Below are 25,346 nucleotides of genomic sequence, written 5' to 3'. Positions count from 1 at the left end.
GGGGATCCCGCCGCCTCAACTCCCTTTGTTTTCCACGACGTTCACTACGACGTTCACTACGACGTTCACCACGACGTTCCCCTCGACGGAGGCCGTTCCATGTCCGACGCCCTTGCCCGACCCTCCGACGCCGGGCGTTCCGCGCCGCCGAGGTCGAACGCCGTGGTGGCGGTGCTGGCCTTCGCCGGGATCGTCGCCGCGCTGATGCAGACGACCGTCATCCCGATCGTCCCCGAGCTGCCCCGGCTCCTCGACGCCTCGGCGTCGAACACCGCCTGGGCGGTCACCGCGACCCTGCTCGCCGCCGCCGTCGCCACTCCCGTCGTCGGCCGTCTCGGTGACATGCACGGCAAACGCCGCATGCTGCTGTTCAGCGTCGTCCTGCTGATCACCGGCTCGGTCGTCTGCGCGCTGAGCGACTCCGTGGTCCCGGTGATCACCGGACGCGCCCTGCAGGGCCTGGCCGTCGGTGTCATCCCGCTCGGCATCAGCATCATGCGTGACGTGCTGCCCGCCGAGCGGCTCGCCGGGTCGACCGCCCTGATGAGCGCCTCCCTCGGCGTCGGCGGTGCCCTCGGCCTTCCCTCCGCCGCCTTCATCGCCGACAACTTCGACTGGCACGTGCTGTTCTGGACCTCGGCCGCCCTCGGCGCCTTGGCCCTCACGCTCGTCCTGCTCCTCGTCCCCGAGTCGGAGGTCCGTACCGGCGGACGCTTCGACCTGGTCGGCTCCTTCGGCCTGGCGGTCGGCCTGATCTCCCTGCTGCTGGCCGTCTCCAAGGGCGGCGACTGGGGTTGGACCAGCGCCGGCACGCTCGGCCTGTTCGCCACCGCGGTCCTCGCCCTGCCGGCCTGGGGCCTCTACGAACTGCGCACCGACCAGCCACTGGTGGACCTGCGGACCACCGCCCGCCGCCAGGTGCTGTTCACCAACCTCGCCTCGGTGGCGATCGGCTTCTCGATGTTCGCGATGTCCCTGGTCCTGCCGCAGCTGCTCCAGCTGCCCGAGGCCACCGGCTACGGCCTCGGCAGGTCCATGCTCACCGTCGGCCTGGTGCTGGCCCCGCAGGGCCTGGTCATGATGACCATGTCCACCCTGTCGGCGCGCCTCACCAAGGCCAAGGGCCCGAAGATCACCCTGATGTGCGGCGCCGTCATCGTGGCCGCCGGCTACAGCCTGAGCCTCGTGCTGATGTCCGAGCTCTGGCACTTCACGCTGATCGCCTGCACCATCGGCGGCGGCATCGGCTTCTGCTACGGCGCCATGCCCTCCCTCATCATGAGCGCCGTGCCCGCCTCCGAGACGGCCGCCGCCAACAGCCTCAACACCCTGATGCGGTCCCTCGGCACCTCCTTCGCCGGCGCCCTCGCCGGCGTCATCCTCGCCCAGATGACCACCGACTTCGGCGGCAGCGCGCTGCCGTCCGAGAACGGCTTCAAGGTGGTCATGGCCATCGGCGCGGGCGCGGCCCTCCTCGCCTTCGCCCTCGCCTCCTTCATCCCGGGCCGGCGCACCGCCGCCCAGGAGGAGCCGACCGCGGACGGACCGGCGGACGCGGCGGAGGTCGCCGGGGCGAGGGCCTGAGCCACCGCACACACCCGTGCCGGCGTTCCTGAACGGCTCCCGGGCGACCGCGGTCAACGACGACGCGACGCGTTCTGCCACGCGGCGGTGCGAGCCGTGGTCGTTCACCCACAGCCATGCGGCCGCCCAGGCGCCGTCGCCTCCCGAGCTCGGTGAATCGGTGAGTCGGTGAGTCGGTGAGTCGGTGAGTCGGTGAGTCGGTGAGTCGGTGAGTCGGTGAGTCGGTGGGTCGGTGGGTCACCAGGTCAGGGCGTCGGCCATGGTCGACTGCCAGTACGAGACGCCGATCGAGTCGTCGACGTACACGCCCTTCGCGGGGAGCGACGGGTGGGCGGCGGCGCTCGCGCCCGTGTCGAAGTAGACCTCGAGGGACTTGGCCGTGTAGCCGTTGGATCCGCTGCCGTCCGCCGCCGCGAGAAGGACGCTCGCATAGCCCGACTCGCCGGGGGCCAGGGTGACCACCGCCTGCGGCTTGGAGTCCTCGAAGGCCGGCGGGACGGACTGGGCCTCGCCGAATCGGACGGCCGGGTAGCCGGTGAGGTCGCAGTTCTTCGAGCCGGTGTTGGTGACGGTGAGGAGGAGGTGGTTCAGGGGGCGGGAGACCTCCGTGGCGGTCGTCCGGGTGGAGGTGTCGGCGCAGGGGGTGGAGGCGGACGCCGAGTCCTCCGAGCCCGTGGAACCCGACGAGCCCGTGGAACCCGACGAGCCCGTCGTGCCGCTCGAACCGGCCGCGCCGCCTGTCGAGCCTTCGGAGGTCGAGTTCGCCGGGTCGGTCTGTCCCGTCCCGGTGGACGTTCCCCCACTCGCCTTGGGAGAAGGCGTGGTGGAGGCCGTGGAGGCCGCGGACGCCGATGCCCCCTCGTCGTGGACGCCCTCTCCGTTGTTGCATGCCGCCAGTGTCAGCGTGGCGGCCGTGACCGCGGCGGCGACGAGCATGCGGGTGCGGAGGGTGCGGTGGGTGCGTGTGGACATGTGATCCCCCTGGTGCGTAAGGAAGTTGGCATGGGCCGCTCGACCGGGTACCGGGAGCGGCGTGCTTGGATGGCCAAAGCTTGTGCGGTGATCCGTCCCGGCCGCCACGACTGCCGGAGTATCCGGGACGCCGGAATGCCTGCAACAGCTCTGACCTGGGGGAACGACCTCCCCCTGGAATGCGGGTCCGGGACGTGGGAGAGGGAGAAATGGTGGCGGGGGACGAGTTCTCGGAGCTTCTGGGCCGGTTGAAGGAGCGGTCCGGGCTCAGTTACGGGGTGCTCGGGAAGCGGCTGCACACGAGTGCGTCCACGCTTCACCGGTACGTCAACGGGGACGCCGTACCGACGGACTACGCGCCCGTGGAGCGGTTCGCGCGGGTGTGCAGGGCGACGCCCGAGGAACTGGTGGAACTGCATCGGCGGTGGGTCCTCGCGGATGCCCGGCGGGGGCAGAAGGCGGGGCCGGAGGCGGGGCCGGAGATGGGGCCGGAGATGGGGCCGCCGGCAGGGGCGGAGACGGGGGTGACGGGGCCCGAACCTGCCGCCGAGGCCGTTCTCGAAGTCGAGCCGCAGCCCGTGGCGGAGGCTCCCGTGGCGCGGCGGCGTACCGTCGTCCTCGCCGGGGCCGCCGTGGCCGCCGCCCTCGTGTCGGCCGCGCTCGTGGTGAATCTCGTGCCCGGCAAGGGCGATGACGACCAGAGCGGGAAGCAGTCCGTGGGGGCCGCCGCCCCGTCCGTCGACGACAGTCCCAGCGGCTCCAAGTCGGCCGACGCGAAGGGCAGTTCCGCCTCTCCGTCCACCTCACCCAGCGGCATCCCTACGGCGTCCTCCTCCGCGTCCCGCAGCGCCGGGGCCGGAGCGGCCCAGGGCGGCGGTGTCGAGGACGGGGCGAGCGCGCCCACGGTCGCCGTCAATCCGTACAAGTGGGAAGACCCGTGCGGCCCGCACGTCCTGATCGACCGGGACCCCGAGCGGGTGCCTCCGCCGCCGACCGAGCCGGACGCGCGCGGGTGGATGACCGCGCTCGGCGGGGTCACCGGCGGGCAGCAGATGCTCGCGCTGACCGTGCAGGGCACCGGGAAGGCCACCGTCGTCCTGGAGGACCTGCATGTGCGGGTGGTGGAGAAGAGCGCGCCGCTCGCCTGGAACGACTTCACGATGGGTGTCGGGTGCGGTGGCGGCGTGGAGACGGCGGCCTTCGACGTGGACCTCGACGCCGGGCGGCCCGCGGTCTCCCCCAGGTCCGGTCAGCATGACTTCCCGTACAAGGTGAGCGAGTCGGATCCCGAGGTCTTCTACGTCTTCGCGGACGCGCGGGCGCACAACGTGAGCTGGTACCTGGAGCTGGAGTGGTCCAGCGGTGACCGGCAGGGCACCATACGCGTGGACGACAACGGCAACCCCTTCCGGACGAGCGGGAACGTGGGACGGCCCACGTACGACTACCCGCTCGGTGCCTCCGAGTGGTCGCGGAACGAGTACGAGCCCAACGTTCCCGGCTGAGTGCCCGGCGGGGAGGCAGCGGATGATGGCCGGTATGCGTATCCGTATCGACGCCGTCGACCTGCCCGGCCGCACCGGCCCCTCGCACGCCGGCATCCATGTCGCCGTGCAACGCCGCGACCGTCCGGCCGAACTCCTCGACCCACAGCCCGGCGACGCCGCGTCCGCGACATGGACGCTGGAGTGCACCGCGACCGCCTCACCGGCCGGCGTCGAGGTGAAGGGCCCGTATGTGCAGGACCGTCTGGGCCGCCGGTTCATCTACCTGTCGTGGGGCACGGTCGACGACTCGGGCCGCTTCACCATGTTCCGCCGCGCCAAGCTCATGCTCGACGTCATCCCCGCGGACACGCTCGCCGCCGCCGCACGCGACGGCCTGCTGGTCGGACGCCTCGGCCTGACCGACCACGACGGCAGCCCCCTGTGCGCACGAGTCGAGCCCCCGCACATCACCTGGACCGCCGAACCGGTCGGCTAGGGCCTGTCCGCCCCCGGCGTGCCCGGGTCCGCGGCAGGCTCGCCGAGCCGGTTGATGTCGCGGTTGGAGAGCACCGTGGGGCTGCCGCCCCGGAGCGCCACGACGGCGATCATCGCGCGGCCCAGGTGCTCGGTCGTCGTCACATGGCCGGGGGCCAGCCTGCGCAGCACTGGGTAGAGCCATGAGGTGAGGCGGTAGAGCCGACGGTAGGAGGGGGTCCTGGAGACGATGCCGCCCCGCGGCTGGATGTACCCGGCCCGGAACACGTACGCGTGGAACGGCATCGCCAGCAGCGCGTTCTCCGTGCGGCCCTTGACCCTGGCCCACATGACGCGGCCCGCCTCGGTGCTGTCGGTGCCGTCCCCGGACACGTAGGTGAAGGTCAGGTCGGGATTGTTTGCGCCGACCGCGCGGGCGGCGGCCAGGGTGCAGTCGTACGTGATCCGCGTGTACTGCTCCTCGCTCAGTCCGGCCGAGGAGACGCCGAGGCAGAAGAAGCAGGCGTCGAAGCCCTCGAGCTCCGCCTGGACGGCCGTGAAGTCGGTGAAGTCCTGGTGGACGACCTCCCGGACCTTCGCGTCGCGCCGGGGCAGCGGGGTTCGGCCCACGACCAGGATCTCGTCGACGCCGGGGTCCTCGACACAGGCGCGCAGTGCCGCCTGCCCCGTCATGCCGGTCGCTCCGAAGATGATCACGCGCATCGCTGCTCCCAAGGGTTGCTCGGCCCGGGGAACGACGTTAGGGCAACGGCGGCCCGTCCCGGCCGCGGAGATGCCCCGCACCGGCTGAAGTCCGGATCACTCCGTCGGCAGCAGCAACTCCGTCTCCGCGCCCCCGTCCGGATGGTTGCGGAAGGTCAGGCGGGCGCCGAGCAGACGGGCCTGGCCTGTCACGATGGTCAGGCCCAGGCCGGTGCCGCCGGTCGGGGAGCCCGTGCGGAAGCGCTGAGGGCCGGAGGTGTGCAGGACGGCGAGCAGGTCGGGCGGGAAGCCGGGGCCGTGGTCGCGGACCCGGACGACCGGGCCGTCGACCTCCAGCTCCACGGGCGGGGCGCCGTGCCGCAGGGCGTTGGCGGCCAGGTTGGCCAGGACGCGTTCGACGCGACGCGGGTCGGTCGCCACGACCACGTCCGCGGTCACTCGTACCCGTACGTCGTCGAGGCCGGCGACCGCACGCCTCGCCATCGCGCTCACCTCGCGCTGTTCGGTGTCCACCGCCGCCGACTCGGAGTCCAGCCGGGCCACTTCCAGTACGTCCTCGACCAGCGCGCGCAGCTTCCGCACGCCGCCCGCCACCAGCTCCGTGGCCCGGCCGGGCGGCAGCAGGCCGACCGCGGTCGACAGGCCCGCGACCGGTGTGCGCAGCTCGTGCGCGATGTCGGCGGTCACCCGGCGCTCCGCTTCCAGGCGGGCCCCGAGCGCGTCCGCCATGGCGTCGACGGCGGCGGCGAGCCGGGCGATCTCGTCACGGCCGTCCGGACGGACCCGGGCGTCGAGGTCGCCCTCGGCGATGCGTTCCGCCGTACGCGCGGCGGCTGTCGCCCGGCGGCCCATCCGCACGCCCAGCAGCAGTCCCGTCACGGACACCAGCACGGTGGCGGTCGCGCCCGTGGCGAGCAGCGTCCGGTCGAGCGCGGCCAGGGACCGTTCCTCGGGGTCGTACGAACGGGAGAGGGCGAGCACCTTCCGGTCCGAGATACGGGTCGCCGCCCATAGCGTCGGATGCCCACCGCCGCCGTCCAGGTAGGTCACGCGGACGTCGTCGCGCACGGCCCGGGCCACCGGGCCGGGCAGGTCGGAGGGGTCGAGCCGGGCGGACGAAGGGCGTCCTACGGCGTGGTCGGCGGCGGCGCCCATCAGCTCCGTGTCCAGGCCGGAGCGGGCGGTGGCCAGTTGGTCGACGGCGGTGATCCGGTGCACCAGCACACCGATCGCACCCGCCACGCACACGGCCGCGGCGGCGACGGCCAGGGCGACCTTCGCACCCACGTTCAGGTTCACGGCGGGCCGTCTCACTGGCGCAGCTTGTAGCCGAAGCCGCGTACCGTCTCGATCCGCTCCCGGCCGATCTTGGTGCGCAGTCGCTGCACATGGACGTCCACCACCCGGGTGTCACCGGACCAGGCGTAGTCCCAGACCCGCTCCAGGAGCAGGTCCCGGGAGAGCACGGTCCCCGGCGAGGCGGCGAACTCGCTCAGCAGTCTCAGCTCCGTCGTGGTCAGCGCGAGCGGCTTTCCGTCCCGGTGCACGGTCAGGGACGCCGGGCAGAAGACCAGGTCCCCGAAGCGCAGCCGCGGACCCTCCTCCGGCTGGTCGGCGTGGGCCGCGCGGCGCAGCAGGGAGCGGATGCGGGCCACCAGGACGGGGCCGTCGAAGGGCTTGGTGACGTAGTCGTCGGCGCCCGCCTCCAGGCCCATCACCACGTCCACCGGATCGTTGCGGGCCGAGATCAGCAGCACGGGCACCCCCGACTCCTCGCGGATACGGCCGGCCAGGCTCACCCCGTTCAGGCCGGGCAGCATGATGTCGAGGACGGCCACGTCCGGGTGACGTTCCCGGAACAGCGCGAGCCCGGTCAGGCCGTCCGCCGCGGTCCGCACCTGGTAGCCGCGCTCTTCCAAGGTGAGCCGCGTGGCCTCCCGGATCAACTCGTCGTCCTCGACCAGCAGAACGTCGTGCATGGGTCTCCTCTCCGACGGTCGTCTTCCCGTGAGGTCCGTGAGGTCCGTGGGGACCGTGAGGTCCGTGGGGACCGTGACGTCGTCAGGTGTCCGGCAGGTTCAGGCTCTGCGCGCTGTCGAAGCCTGTCGCCCAGCCCGGTGCGGGGGGATGGACGGGAGTGACGGTCACTTCGCCGTAGTACGCCACGGAGGCGCGCCGCACCCGGCCGCTCAGGACGACGCGGACCCGGTAGCTCCGGGGCCGCCAGTCGGAGCAGGAGGTTCCACAGGACGCCTCACCGGTGGCCACGGTCCGGGGGGCGCCCCAGTCCCGCCACGTCAACCGGTCCAGGAAGACGAGCTCGGTCAGCTCGATCGTCGTGGGGCGCTGCCAGGCCCGCCCGTACTGGTCCGACACGTACGCCGGCCCCGCCCAGGGGATCGCCGTCGCCGCCGGACCCTCGACCCGGACACCGGTGGCCGGCCCGCCGCACCCGGTCAGGCAGGCGGCCAGCACGACACACGGCAGGAATCGACGACTCGGCACGCCCCGAAGCCTGGCCTGCCCTTGTAACAGCTGCCCATCGAAGCGTCATCGACATCGATACGTCGTTGCCGTACAGCCGACGAACAGCTGTGCATCCGCGTTCCTACCGTCGCTCCGGTCACTGCCACCCGGCACTCCAGCACTGGGGGAAACTTTGCGCAGCAGCGTGAGAACAGCATGTGCGGCCACGGTCGCGACGACGGCCGTGGCGGCCCTCGCCACGGGGCTGACCGGCCCGGCACAGGCGACGCCCGTGCCCACCGCCGTCAAGAGCGCGGAAGCCACCGGCAAGCACAGCATCACCCTCATCACCGGTGACCGCGTCATCGTCGACGTCAAGGGCCGGGTCGTCGGCATGGAACGCGCCAAGGGGCGCGAGCGGATCCCCGTGCAGATCCGCAGGTTCGACGGCCACACCCTCGTCGTTCCGACGGACGCGGCCCGGATGATCGCGAGCGGCAGGCTCGACCAGCGGCTCTTCGACATCACCGAGCTCGACAAGGCGGCCACCCGCAAGGTCCAGAAGAACGGCCTGAAGGTCATCGTCGGCTACAAGGGCACGGCGAACACCGCGAAGTCCGACGTCCGGGACACGGGAACGCTCCGCCAGGCCCTCAGGTCCCTCAACGCGGACGCACTCCGGACGCCCAAGAAGGAAACGCCCGCACTGTGGGACGCCGTCACCGACGGCGACACCCTCGCCTCGGGCATCGCCCACGTCTGGCTCGACGGCGTCCGCAAGGCCAGCCTCGACAAGTCCGTGCCGCAGATCGGCGCGCCCACGGCCTGGGCGAAGGGCTACACCGGCAAGGGCGTCAAGGTCGCCGTCCTGGACACCGGTGTCGACACCGACCACCCGGACCTCAGGACCCAGGTGATCGCGTCCAAGAACTTCACCAAGTCCGCCACCACCCTCGACCACTTCGGCCACGGCACTCACGTCGCATCCATCGTGGCGGGCACCGGCGCCAAGTCCGGGGGCAAGTACAAGGGCGTCGCGCCCGGCGCGCAGATCCTCAACGGCAAGGTCCTGGACGACTCCGGTGGTGGCGACGACTCGACCATCCTCGCGGGCATGGAGTGGGCCGCCCAGCAGGGCGCCGACATCGTCAACCTGAGCCTCGGCGCCACCGACACCCCGGGAATCGACCCGCTCGAAGCCGAGGTGAACAAGCTCTCCGAGACCAAGGGCATCCTCTTCGCGATAGCCGCCGGCAACGAGGGCGAGGACGGCCCCCAGACCATCGACTCCCCCGGCAGCGCGGCCGACGCGCTCACCGTCGGCGCCGTCGACGGCAAGGACAGGCTCGCGAGCTTCTCCAGCACCGGCCCGACCGCCGACGGCGCCCTCAAGCCGGACGTGACCGCGCCCGGCGTGGACATCACCGCGGCCGCGGCCCCGGGCAGCGAACTCGTCAAGGAGGTCGGCGAGAAGCCGGCCGGCTACCTGACGATCTCCGGTACGTCGATGGCGACCCCGCATGTCGCGGGAGCCGCCGCCATCCTCAAGCAGGAGCACCCGGACTGGACGTACGCCGAGCTCAAGGCGGCCCTCGTGGGCTCGGCCAAGGGCGGCGACTACGCGCCGCTCGAACAGGGTTCGGGCCGCATCCAGGTCGACAAGGCCATCGGCCAGACCGTGGTCGCCGAGCCGTCCTCGGTGGACTTCCCGGCCCAGCGGTGGCCGCACACCGACGACACCCCGGTCACCAGGAAACTGACGTACCGCAACCTCGGCAAGAAGGACGTCACGCTGGCCCTGTCGGCCAAGGGCAGCAACCCCGGCGGCCAGGCGGCCCCGGCGGGCTTCTTCACCCTCGGCGCGAAGACGGTCACCGTCCCGGCCGGCGGCAAGGCGTCCGTCGACGTCACCGTGAACACCAAGCTGGGTGGAAAGCTCGACGGCACGTACTCGGCGTACGTGACCGCCACGGGCGACGGCACGATCGTCCGCGGCGCGGTGGGCGTCCTGCGGGAGACGGAGATGTACGACGTCACCGTCAAGTTCATCAACCGCCCCGGACAGACCCCGACCCACTTCACCACCCTGGCCTCGACCGTCCGCGGCAGCGGCGGCTACACGAGCCAGACCACCGCGAACACCGTCACCTTCCGCGTCCCCAAGGGCGGGTACATCCTGGACTCGTTCAGCATGAAGGACCCCGACTCGACCGAGGGCGGCGTCGACTGGCTGACCCAGCCCGTGCTGAACGTCACCAAGGACACGACGATCACGCTCGACCTGAACAGGACCAGGTCGGCCGACATCACCGTGCCGGACGCCCGGGCCAAGTCGCTGACCGCCATGGTGGCGTACGAGTACCGGCCCGCGAACGTGGCGTTCAACATGGTCACGCCCTCCTTCTCCGACATCCGGCTCGCGCACGTCGGCCCGGCGATGCCCTCCGGTCTCTTCCAGACCTGGTCCGGTCAGTGGAACAAGGGCAGCGGCGCCGAGTACGACATCGTCGGCGGGGCCGAGGTGAAGAAGGTCTCGGGGACGCGCGTCCACCACTACAAGGCGAGTGAGTTCGCCACGATGAAGGCAGGTCTGGGCGCCTCGGCTCCCGGCAGGACCGGCATCCTCGACATGACCGTCGCCGTGTCCTCGGGCTACGGCCTCCACACCCCGGTCGAGCAGAAGCTGCCCGCCACCCGCACGCTGTACCTGTCGACCGGCGAAGGGGCCGAGTGGTACTTCGACTTCGAGCAGTACTCGGGGAAGAAGGACTCCGACGGCAACCCGATCTCCGACGCGCACTCCGACACCGGTGACTACCTGAAACTCGCCGGGGGCAGGACCTACCAACAGACGTTCAACACCGGGGTGTTCGCGCCGCGGGTCGTCTCCCAGCTGTTCGGTGTCTTCCACAGCACCGACGGGATCTACGGCATGCTCCCGCTCTTCGCCGACGGCAAGGGGCACGCGGCGGGGTCGGATCTGACCTCGGTGCGGACGACGCTGTACCGGGGCGGCAGGAAGGTCGGCTCGAACGCCGACCCGCTCACCGGCAACAAGACGTTCAAGGTCCCGGCGGGCGAGGCCGCGTACCGGCTCACCACCACGGCCCGGCGGAGCGCCGAGGTCCAGGCCGCATCCACCCGGGTCGACGCGAGCTGGACGTTCCACTCCGAGGCACCGTCCACCGGCCTGCCGGCCGAACTCCCCGTCTCCACGGTCCGCTTCCAGGCGAAGACGGGGCTGGACAGCCGGGTCGAGGCCGGCCGCACGGTCACCTATCCGGTCACCGTCGAAGGCGCGGCCAAGCGCCTGGGCCTCAAGTCGCTGTCGGTGTACGTGTCGTACGACGACGGCAGGACCTGGAAGAAGACCGACGTCAGGAACGGAAGGATCACCGTCAGGAACCCGGCGAAGGGCAAGGGCATCTCCCTCCGCGCCAAGGTCGTCGACAAGAAGGGCAACGGATCGACGATCACGATCCACAACGCGTACTACGGCAAGTGAGGCCGTGGCTCGCTGAAGTGGGACGCTGACCGGGTCGGTCTGTCGGAAGCGCGGCCTCCGGCAGACCGCCCCTTCCTGAGCGAGATGCGCTGCCGGACTCGACGCGGCCATGCCGAAATGGCGCGGGCCCGGGCGCGGCGTGAACGCCGGTGCGAGGGCTCAGGTCGGGCAGGCACCCGGAGGCGGCAGATTGGCACGTCGCCCCAGTCGGAACGACCGGAACGGTGTCGGTGAGGCGCATCCGGCGGGCCGTCCCGACCCACCCCGCGGCCTCCACCGCCAGCGGATGGGCGTCGCTGCGCGCCGGCGGTATGGGCGTCGCTGCGCGCCGGCGGTGAGGACCACTCCGGCAACACCTTCAGCCAGACGGTGATCCGGGCCCTGCCCCATCGGCTGACAACGGCCGGGTGGGGGCACAGCGCCCCCACCCGGCCCGGGACCACGATCAGGATGCTGTCTGCTCCAGTTCGAGGGTGATGTGCGGGGACAGCGCCCGGAGGAAGTCGAGGGCGTCGAAGATCTCGCCGGCCGAGGCGACACCGACCGTCTTCGTCTGCCCGGTGAGGATGCGGTGGACCGCTTCCACCGCGAGCGGTGCGGTGACCGCGTAGATGTCCCGGCCCCTGGCCACGGCGCGCCGTTCGGTGTCGCCGGAGCGTACGACGACGTCGACGAGGAAGGTCTGCGCGGACCGTCCCTGCTCGTCGACCGTGGCCGGCGCCGGGGTGTCCGGGGCCGACAGGTCCCTGGCCGCCTCGGTCGTCATGTAGGTGCGCACCTCGGGGATGGACAGGTGGCTGGGGAGGGTGACGACGTCGGCCATCGTGAACTCCCCGAGGACGGCCCTGGTGCCCATCGGCTCGGGGAAGGACCACTTCTCGGTGGGCAGTTCGTCGTCGTGGTGCTCCAGCCGTCCGTTCGTGTAGCGCAGGCGCCGGCCGCCCCGCCGGGACCCGGAGACCTCGCCCGCGGCGCGCGTCCCGGCGGTGGGGTGCCAACTGTCCAGCCCGTAGGCGACGTGGGCCTCGTCGGCCTCCGCCCAGTCACCCATCGCCGCGGTGGCCAGCAGGTCGCCGAGTCCGCCGTAGAAGGCCATCGCGGGGACGACCACCGTTCCCGCGGCGCGGGCGCGGTCCGTGAAGTGCGCGAACGTGTCGAGGTTGGCCTCGATCTCGGCCGCCACGTCCACATACGGGATCCCGGCGCGCAGGGCCGCCTCGATCAGGGGGGCGGCGGTCGTGGCGAAGGGCCCGGCGGTGTTGATCACGGCCGCCGCTCCGGCCAGTGCGCGGTCGAGCGAGGCCGGATCGTCGACGGACGCGGGCCGGGCGTCGAGTCCGGGTGTCGACGTCGCCATCGCCCGCAGCTTGTCGGCGTCACGGCCGGAGAGGACCGGGACGAACCCGCGATCCAGCAGCTGTGCCACCACGAAGCGCCCGGTGTGCCCGTACGCGCCGAACACCGCAACCGTCTGTCCCGATCCCATGGGTTCTCCCCCGTCTGCGACTGATCCGTCACGACCATCCTGTCGAGGGCGGGCATCCTCCCGTGAGTGTCCGGAACGACACACCTCGTACAGTTCCGGACATGACCTCTGTCGCGCTGGCCGTCACCGACGGGATGCTGCACTTCGAACTGTCCGTGGCGTACGAGGTGTTCGGCACCGCCCCGGACGCCGTGGCCGTCCCCTGGTACGACGTCACCGTCTGCGGGACGGACGCCGTGCGGTTCGGCCGGTTCCGGCTGGAGCCCGACCACGGGCTGGACCGACTCCGGCAGGCCGACACCGTGATCGTCCCCGGCTGGGCGGACGTGGACGTGGACCCGCCCGCCGAGCTGATCGACGCGGTGCGGGCGGCCCACGAGGCGGGGGCGCGGGTGGCCTCCCTCTGCACGGGCGCGTTCGTGCTGGCCGCCGCCGGTCTGCTGGACGGCCGGCGCGCGACCACGCACTGGGCGCACACCGAGGCCCTGGCCGACCGTTACCCCGAGGTGGAGGTCGACCCGGACGTGCTCTACGTGGACAACGGCAGCGTGCTCACCTCCGCCGGCAAGGCCGCCGCGCTGGACCTGTGCCTGCACCTGGTCCGCCTCGACCACGGCTCGGCGGTCGCCAACGTCGCCGCCCGGCGGCTGGTCGTGCCGCCGCACCGGGCCGGTGGCCAGGCCCAGTTCGTCGCCACCCCGGTGCCCGCCCGTGACGACCACCCGCTCGCCGCGCTGTTCCCCTGGGTGCTCGAACGCCTCGACCAGCCGCTCACCGTGGAGGACCTGGCCCGCCGGGCGCGGATGAGCTCGCGCAACCTGGGCCGCCACTTCAGGGCGGCCACCGGCACCACCCCGCTGCAGTGGCTGCTGACCCAACGGATCCGCCGCGCCCAGGAGTTGCTGGAGACCACCGACGACGTCGTCGACACCATCGCGGCCGCCACCGGCATGGGCACCGCCACGACCCTGCGCCGCCACTTCAACCGCACGGTCGGCGTGCCTCCGGACACCTACCGCCGCACCTTCCGCTCACGGCCCCGCACCGACCCGACCGTCACCTAGGGCCCGGCCCCTTTGCCCGTGCTCAGAGGTCGTTCACGTCGACCAGCCCGTCCTGGATGGCGCGGGCCACCAGGCTTGCCTTGGTGCGTGCGGGGCGGCCGAGGTTCGCGTACTTGATCCGCACCCGGTCCAGATACGAGTTGACCGTCCGTACGGAGATGCCGAGACGCTGCGCGACCAACTCCTTCGACTCCGACTGGAACCACTCGATGAGCACGTTCTCCTCGCGCAGGGAGAGCTGGGGGCGGTCGGCGCGGGTGTTCGTGCCCAGCGCGCCGGCCAGCGCGGGCGGCATGTAGGGCCGCTCGTCCGCTGCCGCCAGCGTCGCCTCGACCAGGTGGTCCCGGCCCTCGCTCTTGGTCAGAAAGGTCGCGGCTCCCAGGTCCAGGCAGTTGAGCGCTGTCTTCTCGTCGTCCCGCATCGAATAGACGACCACCTGCCGCCCGGCGTCGACGAGTCTTCGGAGGCTGCCGAAGGCGGGGCCGCCCTCGCCCAGTTGCAGATCCAGGACGACGACATCGGCCGTGCTGCCCGGCGCGGTCCAGGCTTCCCCCACGGAGTCGCCGGCCGCGACCACGGTGATGGGCCGCCGTGATGCGGCGTACCACGCCTCCACGCCCGAGAGGATGGCGGGATGGTCGTCGACGACGACCACGCTGACCGGTGCGTTGTCACTCATGCTCATGTCAGGTCAACTCCGGAGGTCGCCGGTCTTCTCCAGCCGGCCTCCACCCACACACTTCCGCCGCGCGTCGTTCGCTCCACGGTCACCTTCGCGTCCGTGGCACGGCCGTGTGCCTGAGCGGCCTCTTCCGTGCCTTCCATGCCTCCTGTGCCTTCCGTGCCACGGCCGTCGGCGCAGTCCTCGCTGACCACGCTCACGCGTACCGCGAGGGGTGTCCACACGACGGTCACCCGCGCGGTCGAGCGGGTCCGGCCCAGGATCACCGCCACCGGGTCGACCAGCTCCCTGCGTACCTCCACGGGCACCTCACCCGGCCGCCCTCGTACGGCCAGGCTCACCGTCACCCCCTGGTGCTCGGCCACCTCCACGCACGCCCGCAACTCGTTCAGCAGCGGGTCCAGGACGGCATCGCTCTCCGCGAACAGGCGGCGCATACGGGCGGCTTCCACACCGCACCGCAGCCTGACCTCCTCGTCGTGCGGGCTCAGCACACCATGGCCGAGGCCCACGAGCAGCGGCACGGTCGTCGCCGTCAGCGCGCGATAACGCTCCTTGTGATCACGCTGCATGTCCTCGTGGATGCGTTCCCGGGTACGCAATTCTTCCTCCCGTGCGGCCGCGGTCCCCGCTGCCGGCGCCGTACCGTGAAGCAGGTTCGTCATCAGTACACCGACGGAGAGCTGGAAGCCGCAGCTGGCTATCGTGGAGATCCCCATGGTGGCCCACTCGGCGGCGGTCGGCGCCCCGGACAGGAACACAGAGCTCGCGTTGAGCCCCACATGCGCCCCGAGGAACGCCGCGTACACCCTGACCCGCAGGTCTGCCAGCAGGAACAGCGCATGCCAGCCGACCACTCCGAACGCCCAGTCCGGCGCGGCTGTCGACTGCTCCGGCGGAAGCGTGAACGCGCATACCGCCGAAACGGCCAGCACCGAGCCCAGGCTCCACCCGCGCACCCTCGGCGGGATCCGCCTGCCACGCAGCAGATAGGCGCCCCCGATCACCGCGACGGCGGCGAGGCAGACGAAGGCGGCTGTCTGTGCCCACGCGGGGCGGTACAGGTCCTGGTGGACCACGAGCCGGCGCAGCGAGATGGTGAACTGCCACACCAGGCTGATCAGCAGCACGGCCAGCTGGGTCCCGTAAAGGAGCCGTCCGCGGATGAAGCGGACGTCGGCCGTGTGCTGTACCTGGGCGCGGGGCGGGCGCGGTACGCCGGTCGCCTGCGCTCCGTCCCCTGCCTGTGACGCCGGGGCCCGGCCGTGCCAGCGCCACTGCACGCAGGTCCCGGTGCCCGGCTGGGAGGTGACGGAAGCGGAGCCTCCGACCGCGTGCATCCTGCCGATGATGGAACCGGAGATGCCCCGGCGCCGTGCGGGGACGGACTCCGGGTCGAAGCCCCGTCCCGCGTCGGACAGTTCGACGACGGCGCCGTCCCCCTCCGTCCATGCCCTGAGCTCTGCCTCCCGCACCCCGGCATGGCGTGCCACATTGGTGACGGCCTCCCGGACCCCGTTGAATATCGCGAGCCCGGGGCCGGACGGAATCGCGAGCGGGCCCTCGATGTACGTCTTGAGCCGCACCCTGGCCTGTCCCTCACCCTCGGGCACACAGCCGAGAAGAGCCGCGAGGTCGACGCTCCCCGTCTCGAATCCGGGTACGGCCGACATGGCCTCCAGATCCTGTCTGGCACGTGGAGGCAGCCACGTCCAGTCCCGGCCGTCGCCCTGGGAGACCATCAGCAGCGTCGCGCTCGCCGTGTCGTGCAGGGTCGCCAGGTACTCGCGCTCGGTCGCCCTGCGTGCGGCGGCGACTTCCATCTCCCGGCGCGCCGCCGCCCTGACCGCGGCCGACCGGTCGGCCGCCCTGGCCAGCGCCCGGACGATGAGGTAGGCGGCCCTCGACAGGCCCACCTGGATCAGCATCCGCACCAGAGGTACCAGGTCGGGGCTCTGCCCGGGCGAGGAGAAGACGTCGCCCAGCACGGAGACGACGGCCCCCAACGCTGCCAGGGCAGCCCCGGCCACCGGTCGCGTCGCCCACTCGTACTGGAAGGCGACGACGCTGATGCCGACCATCGCCTCCACCATCACATCCGCGCCCTCGCCGCCGAGCACCGGCTGAGACAGCCCCGTCAGCACCAGCACGGCCGCGTCCAACGTCCACAGCAGCGCGGAGGGGAACAGGCGCGGGCGGCGCAGCGAGTAAAGGCGCACACCACAGGCGAGGAAGGCGGGCACCAGCAGAGACGCCGCCAGGGGAATCTCCGCCGCATCCGCCGAGACGATGCCCAGCGCACCGCACAGACAGACCACGATGGACCGGAGCCACACCCCGAACCGCTCGAGGGCCAGATTCAACAGGCGCTCGCTGGATCCCCCATGCCCCATGGAGATGAGAGTAGTTGACCGACGATCACGGTGGAGCGCGGCCGTTCCTTGTGAGTCGAATCCCTGTGGGTCGAACGACCGGCACACTCAGTGACCGGGCCGATCTACTGTTTCCGTCGTGCGGTACAGAAAACCCACACTCAATCACGGGGGATTTCCATGCAGAGACTGCAGAGACGGCTTGCGCTGCTTCTTTCCGCGGCGCTGGCAGTTGCCATCACCATGCTCACGGTCACGCCGGCCAGTGCGGTGGATACGCCGTCCCGGTCGAACGGGTCCGGTAACCGGGTCATCTTCGTTCACGGGTTCTCTCCGATCACCGGCAAGGTCGACTGCGCCGACTACTTCCGTTCCGCCCGTACGCATTTCAAGGGCGAGGAGTGGAAGGGAAACCTGCTCACCTTCGGCTACTACTCGGGCGACACGAATTGCTCGTACAAGTACAACGGCAACCGTGACAAGTCCATCAAGACCGTGGCCAGGGCGTTCGCAAACTACGTCTACACCAACTACTCGAAGAAGGGCATAAAGGTCGACGTCGTCGCCCACTCCATGGGCGGTCTCGTCGTCCGCGCCGCGCTGCACCACACCCGCGAGGGCACCTCGGACTTCCCGCCGTACCTCTTCATCGAGGACGTCGCCACGCTCGGCACCCCGCACGGCGGAACCACATCGGCCGACGCCTGCAATCTGATCTGGCAGCAGTGCGTGGAAATGAGGCCGGGCAGTGCGTTCCTCAAGAGCTTCAAGAGCACCATGCCGAATTCCCGCATGGGCACCGACTGGACCACCGTTTCGTCGTTCGACGACAAAACCACCTCCGAAGTATCCGGCATCGCCGGCATTGCGGAGCACGAAGTTCAGTACGACGCCGGAATCAGCCACACCGAAATCAGGACCATCAGCTCCGAAAGACACAAGAGCAGGATCAAGCACACCGCGCGGGGCAGCGTGTGGAGTAGTTGGGACAAGCGCGTCTCTCCCGTGGAGCAGGCACGCCTGGCGGTGCTCTCCCACTCCACGACATAGGTCGACCATCCCGCTTTCCGGTCATGCCGACCCCCATGCCCGACCGTGTCCCCTCGCGGGGCGCTGACATCATCGATGAAAGGTCCGCTATGTCTGCCACTTCTCGCATCCGTGCGCTGACGGCACTGCCCACAGCCTTCGCTGTGCTCGCCGCGACGTTCACGCTCCTCGTCGCGTCCACTCCCTCCGCGAAGGCCGCGAGCTGTTCCAGCACCTACCTCAGCTACGGCAGCCGTGGCACCTGCGTGAAGCTGCTCCAGACGAATCTGGGTCAGCTCAGCGCGGACGGCGTGTACGGCTCGGGGACGCGGAGCCGCGTCCGGTCGTTCCAGGACGACGCCGGCCTCACCGTCGACGGCAAGGTCGGCCCCAAGACCTGGCGGAAGCTGCAGACCTACGGCAAGGCCCTGGGATGGAAAGCCGGGGTCACCGTGTACATGTGCAAGGCGAGTTCGACGCGATTCCGCTACTCCGTGTGGAACAACTCGGGCAAGAACGCCGACTGGGTGTTCTACGTGGAGGGCGGCTACTTCGAGGGAGACGCCATCTCGGACGACCGGATCGCCGCCCAGGGCCAGATCGCCGCCAGGACGCACGACAGCACGAAGCTCGTGGTCTGGATCGGGAGGTACGGCAGCGACAACGCCCAGACCACCACCCGCGTGCGCGACTTCTCGCGCAGCACCCTGCCCGCCTGCGCGTAGCGGGCCGGTTCAGAGACGCATTTCAGGAGGAGTTTTCATGAGGCTCAAGCGTGTGGGCCGGTTCGGCACCACCGGCGCGTTGGTCGCCGCGGCGCTCGGCGCGTCGATCGTCTTCACCCCGTCGTCGGCATCCGCATCAAGCGATTGGTATTGCTACGGCACGCAGGTCAAGCGCTGCGCCACCGTCTGGTGGGACGAGACCGCCGACACCTACCGAGCGCGGGCGAAGATCACCGACGTCGACGGTGGCGGCAGCTACCAGGTCAAGGTCACCGACGTGAAGCTTCAGAACTTCAGCAACACCGCCAACGGCTGGGCCTGGGTGACGGTGCGCTCCGCTAAGGATTACGACGGCTGGCATGACACCGCGGACTTGGCCGCCACCGTCACCGTCGACCCGTGCGACTGGCCAAACCCGACTTTCCGCCCGGTGGCGACGTTCAGTTGGAAGGGCGCGTCCTCCGGCGAGAAGACCTGGAGTCCCGACACCTCGTGGGGCCATAACTGCGACTGACCCGCCGAACGCGTCCGTCCCGCACCGGTCGGTGCGGGACGGACGCGTTCCCCTCGGCGTCTTCCCCGACCGCACCACGCTGTCGGTGGGCCGGTCCTGAAGGGGACGGCTACGACTCGAGGCCGCTGGCCTTGGCGATCGCCTCGACCTCGCGCCGGAGGTCTTCCCGCTCGGCCTCGCTGCGAACGGGTTCCGTGCCCGTGTCCTTGAGGATGCGCAGCAGCAGTCCTTACGACTCGGGGTCGAGACTGCTCCGGAGCTCGGACAGGTAGGCCGCGAACTGCTGGGCGCTCTCCAGGAATCCGTGTTCGTTCACGTGGGCATCGTGGCGGATCCCCCGCTGCGGTATGGGGTGTTTCTGGTGATCGGCCCTCTTTCCTCGGCTGTACTCGACAGGGGTTCGGCTCCGCATCGGACCACCGGGCGTTGTTCACCGCTGCGGACCGGGTGACCGAACAATCCGTGCCGCGTTGAACTGGGCTCACGGTGCCGGCGGACGGCCCGTGACGTCGGAACCACCGCACGGAGAGGGGCAGTTGGATGGTCAAGAGGGGAAGCGTCGCGGTGGTGGCCGCCGGGCTGGTCCTGACCCTGGGCGCGTGCGGGGGCGGGGCCGGGGGCGATGACACGAGCTCGGGGCGGCCGGCACCGACGCCGTCACGTACGCCGTCCAAGGAACTGGTGACGTGGGTCGGCGGCATGTGCGCGTCGACGGCCGAGCTCGGGAACCTGCGGACGGAGAGCGCGGCGGATCTGAAGGAGATCCGGAACGCGGACAGGTCAGCGGACAATGCCGGTCTGCCCGCCGAAGCCCTCGCGGTGAGCTACGTCTCCGGGACACCGTCGGAGGTGGAGGGCGTGCAGAGCGATCTGGGAGGCCTCGGCTCGTCCGGCGTTCCGGTGGCCGACCGGCTGCTGGACGCCTGGCAGACGAAGCTGAGGCGGGTCGTACCCCAACTCGACGCGATGTCCCCGAGCGCGGCCTTCGACGACGCCGAGGGCAGTGCCGCCGACGTCGACAAGCTCGTCCAGTCCCTCACCCCGCCCTCGCCGGACCTGCCCGCACTGACGAAGAAGGACCCCCTGCTCGCGGCCGCGTACGAGCGTGCCGAGCAGTGCGCGCCGGGCTGGAAGCCCACCGACGAAGCCGAGGGGACGCCCGAGCCCGACGCCACCGGCCCGCTGCCCAAGGCGGCCGACGGCAAGAACACCAAGGCGTGCTCGGACGGCGCGTGCGAGATCCTGGTGACCTCCACGGCGGACATCACGGCGAACGACATGAGCGTGCACATCACCGTGACCGACGACTTGGTCAACTTCCAGACGGAGGGCTCCTGGATGCAGCTCGGCGGCGCGGGCGGCGAGGCCACGTTCGGCAGCGCCCTGAAGGCGGTCGTCGTCGCGCACAACGAGGAGGGTGCCGTACTGAGGTTCTCCGCCCCCTAACAACCCTTGGCGCTGGTGCGGACACCCCCGGTGTGTGCGCAGACGTAGTCCGCCGCGCGGTCCGGGTCCAGGGTCCACACCCGGGCCGTCAGGTCGTAGCCGACGGAGGCGAGGGCGTCGCCGTCCGGGCTGAAGGCGACGGAGGTGACGGTGTCGAGATGGCCGGTGAGCTCCTGGCCGTAGGGCTCGGCACGGGCCGGGTCGGCGACGTCCCACAGGCGGACCGTGTGGTCGCCGCTGCCGGTCGCCAGCGTCTTCCCGTCCGGGGCGAAGGACACGGACCTGACCGCCCCGCGGTGCCCGGCCAGCTCCTTCCCCAACTGGCGTACGCGGTCTACCTGTTCCACGTCCCACAGCCGCACCGTACGGTCGTCGCCGGCCGTGGCCAGCGTCTTCCCGTCCGGGGCGAACGCGACCGCGTTGATCTGCTCGTCGTGCCCGGTGAGGGCCGCGCCCGCGGGCGTGCCGTCGCCCACGTGCCACAGCCGCGCCGTGGCGTCCCAGCTGCCGGAGGCCAGGGTGCGGCCGCCGGGGCTGAAGGCCACGGAGCTGACGGCGTCCGTGTGGCCGCGCAGCGGTTCGCCCAGCGGTCTCCCCCTGTCGGTGTCCCACAGCCGCACCGTGTCGTCCTCGCCGCCGGTGGCCAGCGTGCGGCCGTCGGGGGCGAACGCGACGGCGAGGGCGCCGCCTTCGTGCGCGTCCAGCGGTTCGCCGAGTCGGGCGGGGTGTTCGGGCGAGGAGACGTCCCACAGCCGTACGGTGCCGTCCTGCGAACCGCTCGCCACCGTACGGCCGTCCGGGGAGAAGGCGACGGCCAGCACCGCGTCCTCGTGGGCGAGCGTCCGCGGAAGCCGGCGCGGGCGGTCCGGACGGCGTACGTCCCACAGGCGGATCAACCCGTCGTCGGTACTGGCGACGGCGAGCAGGCTGCCGTCGGGGCTGTACGCCACGGCGGTCAGCGGGTTGGTGAAGTCGGTGAGGACGGTCGGCGGCCGGTGCCAGAGGCGGACGCTGCCGTCGGCGCCGGTGCTGGCGAGGGTACGGCCGTCTGGGCTGAAGGCCACCTCCCACACGGCCTCCGTGTGGCCGGCCAGCGGCTCCCCGAGCTGCTGCGGGTAGGCGGGGTTGGCCACGTTCCAGAGGATGGGCGAGTCGTCCTCGCCGGCAGTCGCCAGGGTTTCGCCGTCGGCACTGAACGCCACCGACATCACGGGCGCGGTGTGCCCGGTGAGCGGTTCGCCCAGCGGCCGCACGCGGCCGGGGTCGGACGCGTCCCACAGCCGTACGGTCTCGTCGAAGCCGGCCGTGGCCAGCGTCCGGCCGTCCGGGGAGAAGGCCAGCGTCCAGGCAGGGGCGGTGTGTGCGCGCAGCGGCTTGCCGAGCGGCGAGATCTGGTCGTTCCCGTCGAGCCGCCACATCCGTACGGTGCCGTCGTAGCCGGCCGTGGCCAGCGTGTTCCCGTCCGGGGCGAAGGCGACGGCGCGGACGCTGCGTGACTCGGACGCGTCGGCCTCGACCGGCTCGCCGATCGGCGCGGGGCGGGCCGGGTCGCTCAGGTCCCACAGCCGTACGGTCCCGTCGTCGCCGGCGGTGGCGAGCCGCCGGCCGTCGGGGGCGAACGCGACGGAGACGACGTTCTGCTCATCGTGGCTCACCAGCGGCCGGCCGAGGGCGCGGGGCCGCAACCGGTCCTGTACGTCCCACAGTTGGATGCCGCCGCCCTTCCCGGTGGCCACCAGCAGGTCGGCCCCGGGCGGGGAGAAGGCGACCGCGCCGACCGGTCCCGTACGCAGGCGCAGCGGGTCGCCCAGCGGTCTTGCCCGGTCGGTGTCCCACAGCCGGACCATGCCGTCGTGGCCGCCGCTCGCGAGGGTGCGGCCGTCGGGCGCGTACGCCACGGAGCTGCCGATACCGTCGTGCCCTGCCAGCCGGGTGGCCTGCACCCGGCCCGCGTCCGAGGCCAGCCGCGTCCGCAGGTCCGGGGTGGAACGCATGCGGTACGCGGCGACGTCGAGCCGGGCGGCCAGGCCGGCGTCGGTCTCGCGGACCTGGTCGGCCTCTGCGGTGAGCCGGCCGAAGACGGCGTCGTCCCGTTCCGCCTGCGCGGTGGCACGCGCCTGGAGGGCGACGACCGCGGTGCCGGTGGCGAGCAGCACGAGCGCGGCGAGTACGGCCACGACCGTACGGCGCAGGAGGGCGGCGCGGTGCCGACGCCGGAGCGAGGCGGTGAGGAACTGCCGCTCCGACGGGGTGAGTTCGTCGCCACGGCGGTCCTCCGCTGCGGTGCCGCGCGGGAAGGCGTCGCGGGCGGCGGACAGCCGGGAGCCGGCGTAGAGCGCGGCGTTCTCCCGGCCGAGTGCCTGCCAGGTGCGGGCCGCCTCGGAGAGCGAGCGGTGGACGCGCAGCCGGTCGCGTTCGGCGTCGATCCACGCGCGCAGGCGGGGCCAGGCGGTGATGAGGGCTTCGTGGGCGAGGTCGACGGTGCCGTCGTCGAAGGTGATGAGGCGGGCGCGGACCAGGCGTTCCAGTATCACTCCGGTGTCGGCGGAGCCGCCGAGGTCGAGTTCCGCGTGTTCGGTGGGGCGGCGTGTGTCGGGTGTGCCGTCGCCGGGGGCGACCAGGCGGAGCAGGATACGGCGGGCCAACTCGGCCTGGGGCCCGGTGAGTTCGTCGTAGACCTGCTCGGCCGTACGGACGACGGCGCCGTGCAGCCCACCGGCCGTCTCGTACGCGGTCTCGGTGAGGACGCGGCCGCTGCGGTGGCGCCAGGTCTCCAGCAGGGCGTGCGACATCAGCGGCAGTCCGCCCGGTGCGCCCTCGACCTCGTCCAGAAGGCGGTCGGTCAGGGAGCGTTCGACGATCAGGCCGTCCGCGGCGGCCGGGCGGACGATGGCCTCCCGCAGCTCCGCGCGGCTCATGGGCCCGGCGAGCAGGGTGGCGTCCTGCAACACGGCGGTGAGGCCGGGGTGTTCGGCGCAGCGGCCGAGGAAGTCGGCCCGCACCGCGATGACGACCCGCAGCCGGCTGTCGGCGTCGGTGGCGGCGACGAGGCGGTCGATGAAGGCGTCCCGGTCGGCCGGGTCGGCGCCGAGGGTGTACAGCTCCTCGAACTGGTCGACGATCAGCCAGGTGTCGGCGTCGGTGCCGGGTACGGGCGTGAGCCGGTCGGCGTGTGTGCGCAGCGGGTCGGCGCCGGGGGTGAGAATCCGTACGGCAGCGGGGACGTCGTCCTGCGCTGCGCGCAGCCGAGGGATCAACCCGGCCCGCAACAGCGAGGACTTGCCGCTGCCCGAGGGGCCGAAGACCGCGGTGAACCGGTGCTTGCGGTTCAGGTCGGTCAGCCGCTCCACGAGCTGGTCGCGGCCGAAGAACAGATCGGCGTCGCCCGGTTCGAACCGGGTCAGGCCGCGGTACGGCGGCCGGGCGGCCTCGTCGGCGGCAGCCGCCTCGGCGGCCAGCACGTCCGACACCTCGCGCCAGCGCCGCTCCCACTCGACGATGTCCCCGCCGCACGCCTTCACGTAGGCGAGCAGCACCGCGCGGGTGGGCAGCTGCTTCCCGGCCGCCGCCTGCGACAGGGTGGTCACCCCGTACCGCGCCCGCTGGGCCATCGCCCGGTACGTGGGTTTCCCCGCGGCCTCGCGCAGCGCGCGCAGTTCGGCGGCGAACCCCGCCACCGGCCCGGCCTCCGGATCCAGCTCGCCCTCGGTGCGCCCCGGCCCTGGCTGTCCCGACATATGCCCGCAGTCCCCTCGTTCACCCTCGATCGACTTTCCGACCTGCCGCCGGGCAGGGCACGGGAGTTCACCCGATCCTCACGCTTCCTCCCGGCCACTTGGTGCACCCGGCTTGTTCGGTGCCGGGAGAGGGCCTGCCGAACAACCGCGCACGGCGGTCGACTGGTCGAGGCACACAGGGTGGCCCGAGCCCGGCGAGGGGAGGGCTCGGGCCACCCCTCGACCGAAGGAGACTCATGTACGGACGTCACCTCGCCCTGGGAGTCGCCGCGGCACTCGCAGCGGCCACGGTGAACGCCGCCCCGGCACCCGACCGTCCGGCGACCGCCGCCGAACGGTACGGCTGGGGCGACCCGCTGCCCGAGTGGTCGGACGAGTTCGACTACGGCTCCGAGGCCGCCCCCGCCGTACCGGACCGCGACAAGTGGCGGGCGGCGGTCCCGGCGCGTGCTGGCCCGGCCACAGCGGCAACGGCCGCCGCTGCGACGTCAACACCCGGGTCGTCGGCGGCGTCCTGCGCATGACCGGCGAGGCGAACGGCGACACCGGCTGGCTCGCCTCGCCGTACGGACAGCGCTACGGCCGGTGGGAGGCCCGCGTACGTTCCCGGGCCACCGCCCCCGACAACGGGCGGCCGTACCACCCGCTGCTGATCCTGTGGCCGGACTCGGACGAGCACCCCGAGGACGGCGAGTACGACTACCTGGAGAACGGCGCCCCGGGCGAGCAGTGCGCCGAGGCGTTCCTGCACTACCCGCACCCCGAAGACGTGCCCGTGCAGCAGGAGTTCGCGCAGAAATGCGGCGTCGACCTGTCGCAGTGGCACGACGTCGCCGTCGAGTGGACCCCGGACCACGTGCGCGGCTTCCTCGACGGCGAGGAGTGGTTCCGCTTCTCCGGCGGCGCGAACGCGGACCGCGACTGCATCCAGTGCGCGCCGTCCATGCACCAGACCATCCAGCTCGACAACTTCCACGGCGACGACCTGCAGAGCGCTGTCTACGAAGTGGACTGGGCCCGGGTCTACGACCTCCACGACCTCCACGACCTGCCGGACAACGAAAGCGTGAGGTGATCGCG

The 25,346-nt window shown here is 71.6% G+C and carries 20 protein-coding genes; 11 read left to right on the top strand and 9 right to left on the bottom strand.

Annotation, left to right across the window (positions count from 1 at the left end):
- Window positions 1–99 precede the first annotated feature (99 nt).
- Entirely contained in the window at window positions 100–1,584 is a 1,485-nt protein-coding gene (locus tag IG08_RS0112865; RefSeq protein ID WP_030600255.1) for an MFS transporter, read from the top strand.
- A gap of 237 nt (window positions 1,585–1,821) precedes the next feature.
- Here the strand turns inward: IG08_RS0112865 and IG08_RS0112860 are convergent, their stop codons facing one another.
- Entirely contained in the window at window positions 1,822–2,556 is a 735-nt protein-coding gene (locus tag IG08_RS0112860) for a DUF4232 domain-containing protein (protein WP_030600253.1), read from the bottom strand.
- Window positions 2,557–2,735: 179 nt separating this feature from the next.
- On the opposite strand from IG08_RS0112860, the gene IG08_RS0112855 reads away from it, so the two are divergent.
- Both IG08_RS0112855 and IG08_RS0112850 read left to right on the top strand, forming a co-directional pair.
- The gene (locus tag IG08_RS0112855; RefSeq protein WP_030600250.1) at window positions 2,736–4,061 is read left to right on the top strand and encodes a helix-turn-helix domain-containing protein; all 1,326 of its coding nucleotides are present in this window, start codon (window positions 2,736–2,738) and stop codon (window positions 4,059–4,061) included.
- 34 nt (window positions 4,062–4,095) lie between these two features.
- Window positions 4,096–4,539, top strand: a complete 444-nt coding sequence (locus tag IG08_RS0112850; protein ID WP_234342862.1) for a DUF5990 family protein — start codon at window positions 4,096–4,098, stop codon at window positions 4,537–4,539.
- Here the strand turns inward: IG08_RS0112850 and IG08_RS0112845 are convergent.
- The 4 genes from IG08_RS0112845 to IG08_RS0112830 all read right to left on the bottom strand — a co-directional run bounded on the left by IG08_RS0112845 (window position 4,536) and on the right by IG08_RS0112830 (window position 7,745).
- Window positions 4,536–5,240 carry an NAD-dependent epimerase/dehydratase family protein gene (locus tag IG08_RS0112845; protein WP_052424649.1) on the bottom strand — a complete coding sequence of 235 codons (705 nt, stop codon included), beginning with the start codon at window positions 5,238–5,240 and terminating at the stop codon, window positions 4,536–4,538. The genes IG08_RS0112850 and IG08_RS0112845 overlap by 4 nt on opposite strands.
- Before the next feature lie 96 nt (window positions 5,241–5,336).
- Window positions 5,337–6,533, bottom strand: coding sequence for a sensor histidine kinase (locus tag IG08_RS0112840; RefSeq protein ID WP_030600244.1), 1,197 nt, complete (start codon window positions 6,531–6,533; stop codon window positions 5,337–5,339).
- A 17-nt stretch (window positions 6,534–6,550) separates the two neighbouring features.
- Window positions 6,551–7,219, bottom strand: a complete 669-nt coding sequence (cseB, locus tag IG08_RS0112835; RefSeq protein WP_030600243.1) for a two-component system response regulator CseB — start codon at window positions 7,217–7,219, stop codon at window positions 6,551–6,553.
- Between the two features lie 82 nt (window positions 7,220–7,301).
- On the bottom strand, window positions 7,302–7,745 hold the full coding sequence (locus IG08_RS0112830) for a hypothetical protein (RefSeq protein WP_158812224.1): 444 nt from the start codon (window positions 7,743–7,745) through the stop codon (window positions 7,302–7,304).
- Between the two features lie 166 nt (window positions 7,746–7,911).
- On the opposite strand from IG08_RS0112830, the gene IG08_RS0112825 reads away from it, so the two are divergent.
- Window positions 7,912–11,211 carry a S8 family peptidase gene (locus IG08_RS0112825; protein WP_030600239.1) on the top strand — a complete coding sequence of 1,100 codons (3,300 nt, stop codon included), beginning with the start codon at window positions 7,912–7,914 and terminating at the stop codon, window positions 11,209–11,211.
- Window positions 11,212–11,656: 445 nt separating this feature from the next.
- Here IG08_RS0112825 and IG08_RS0112820 read toward each other — a convergent pair whose 3' ends face one another.
- Complete coding sequence (locus IG08_RS0112820) at window positions 11,657–12,697, bottom strand: saccharopine dehydrogenase family protein (protein ID WP_030600237.1); 1,041 nt, start codon at window positions 12,695–12,697, stop codon at window positions 11,657–11,659.
- Window positions 12,698–12,798: 101 nt separating this feature from the next.
- On the opposite strand from IG08_RS0112820, the gene IG08_RS0112815 reads away from it, so the two are divergent.
- Window positions 12,799–13,761 carry a helix-turn-helix domain-containing protein gene (locus IG08_RS0112815; RefSeq protein ID WP_030600235.1) on the top strand — a complete coding sequence of 321 codons (963 nt, stop codon included), beginning with the start codon at window positions 12,799–12,801 and terminating at the stop codon, window positions 13,759–13,761.
- A gap of 22 nt (window positions 13,762–13,783) precedes the next feature.
- On the opposite strand, the gene IG08_RS0112810 is transcribed toward IG08_RS0112815, so the two are convergent.
- Together IG08_RS0112810 and IG08_RS0112805 are read right to left on the bottom strand one after the other, a co-directional pair.
- Window positions 13,784–14,440 carry a response regulator transcription factor gene (locus tag IG08_RS0112810; RefSeq protein ID WP_030600233.1) on the bottom strand — a complete coding sequence of 219 codons (657 nt, stop codon included), beginning with the start codon at window positions 14,438–14,440 and terminating at the stop codon, window positions 13,784–13,786.
- Between the two features lie 2 nt (window positions 14,441–14,442).
- Window positions 14,443–16,836: a sensor histidine kinase gene (locus IG08_RS0112805; protein WP_199820856.1), complete on the bottom strand. Its 2,394-nt coding sequence runs from the start codon at window positions 16,834–16,836 to the stop codon at window positions 14,443–14,445.
- A 90-nt stretch (window positions 16,837–16,926) separates the two neighbouring features.
- Here IG08_RS0112805 and IG08_RS0112800 point away from each other — a divergent pair, with 90 nt between their 5' ends.
- From IG08_RS0112800 to IG08_RS0112780, 4 genes are all read left to right on the top strand, one after another.
- Window positions 16,927–17,865: an esterase/lipase family protein gene (locus IG08_RS0112800; RefSeq protein WP_234342860.1), complete on the top strand. Its 939-nt coding sequence runs from the start codon at window positions 16,927–16,929 to the stop codon at window positions 17,863–17,865.
- Between the two features lie 89 nt (window positions 17,866–17,954).
- Window positions 17,955–18,569 (top strand): peptidoglycan-binding domain-containing protein, encoded by a 615-nt coding sequence (locus IG08_RS0112795; protein WP_030600227.1) that lies wholly within the window; start codon window positions 17,955–17,957, stop codon window positions 18,567–18,569.
- A 37-nt stretch (window positions 18,570–18,606) separates the two neighbouring features.
- Window positions 18,607–19,083 (top strand): hypothetical protein, encoded by a 477-nt coding sequence (locus tag IG08_RS0112790; RefSeq protein ID WP_030600225.1) that lies wholly within the window; start codon window positions 18,607–18,609, stop codon window positions 19,081–19,083.
- Window positions 19,084–19,623: 540 nt separating this feature from the next.
- The gene (locus IG08_RS0112780; protein WP_030600224.1) at window positions 19,624–20,529 is read left to right on the top strand and encodes a hypothetical protein; all 906 of its coding nucleotides are present in this window, start codon (window positions 19,624–19,626) and stop codon (window positions 20,527–20,529) included.
- Here IG08_RS0112780 and IG08_RS0112775 read toward each other — a convergent pair.
- The gene (locus IG08_RS0112775; RefSeq protein ID WP_063757767.1) at window positions 20,526–24,266 is read right to left on the bottom strand and encodes an nSTAND1 domain-containing NTPase; all 3,741 of its coding nucleotides are present in this window, start codon (window positions 24,264–24,266) and stop codon (window positions 20,526–20,528) included. The genes IG08_RS0112780 and IG08_RS0112775 overlap by 4 nt on opposite strands.
- A 236-nt stretch (window positions 24,267–24,502) precedes the next feature.
- Between IG08_RS0112775 and IG08_RS54120 the strand changes: the two genes are divergently transcribed.
- The gene (locus tag IG08_RS54120) at window positions 24,503–24,790 is read left to right on the top strand and encodes a hypothetical protein (RefSeq protein WP_043454079.1); all 288 of its coding nucleotides are present in this window, start codon (window positions 24,503–24,505) and stop codon (window positions 24,788–24,790) included.
- Window positions 24,787–25,341 carry a glycoside hydrolase family 16 protein gene (locus IG08_RS55795; RefSeq protein WP_052424648.1) on the top strand — a complete coding sequence of 185 codons (555 nt, stop codon included), beginning with the start codon at window positions 24,787–24,789 and terminating at the stop codon, window positions 25,339–25,341. The genes IG08_RS54120 and IG08_RS55795 overlap by 4 nt, the downstream gene beginning before the upstream one ends.
- Window positions 25,342–25,346: the final 5 nt, after the last annotated feature.

The sequence above is a fragment of the Streptomyces fulvoviolaceus genome (genome assembly GCF_000718165.1).
GTDB classification, from domain to species: domain Bacteria; phylum Actinomycetota; class Actinomycetes; order Streptomycetales; family Streptomycetaceae; genus Streptomyces; species Streptomyces fulvoviolaceus.
The sequence above is the reverse complement of the archived record's forward strand: the minus strand, read 5'-3'. Positions and strand labels throughout refer to the sequence as shown.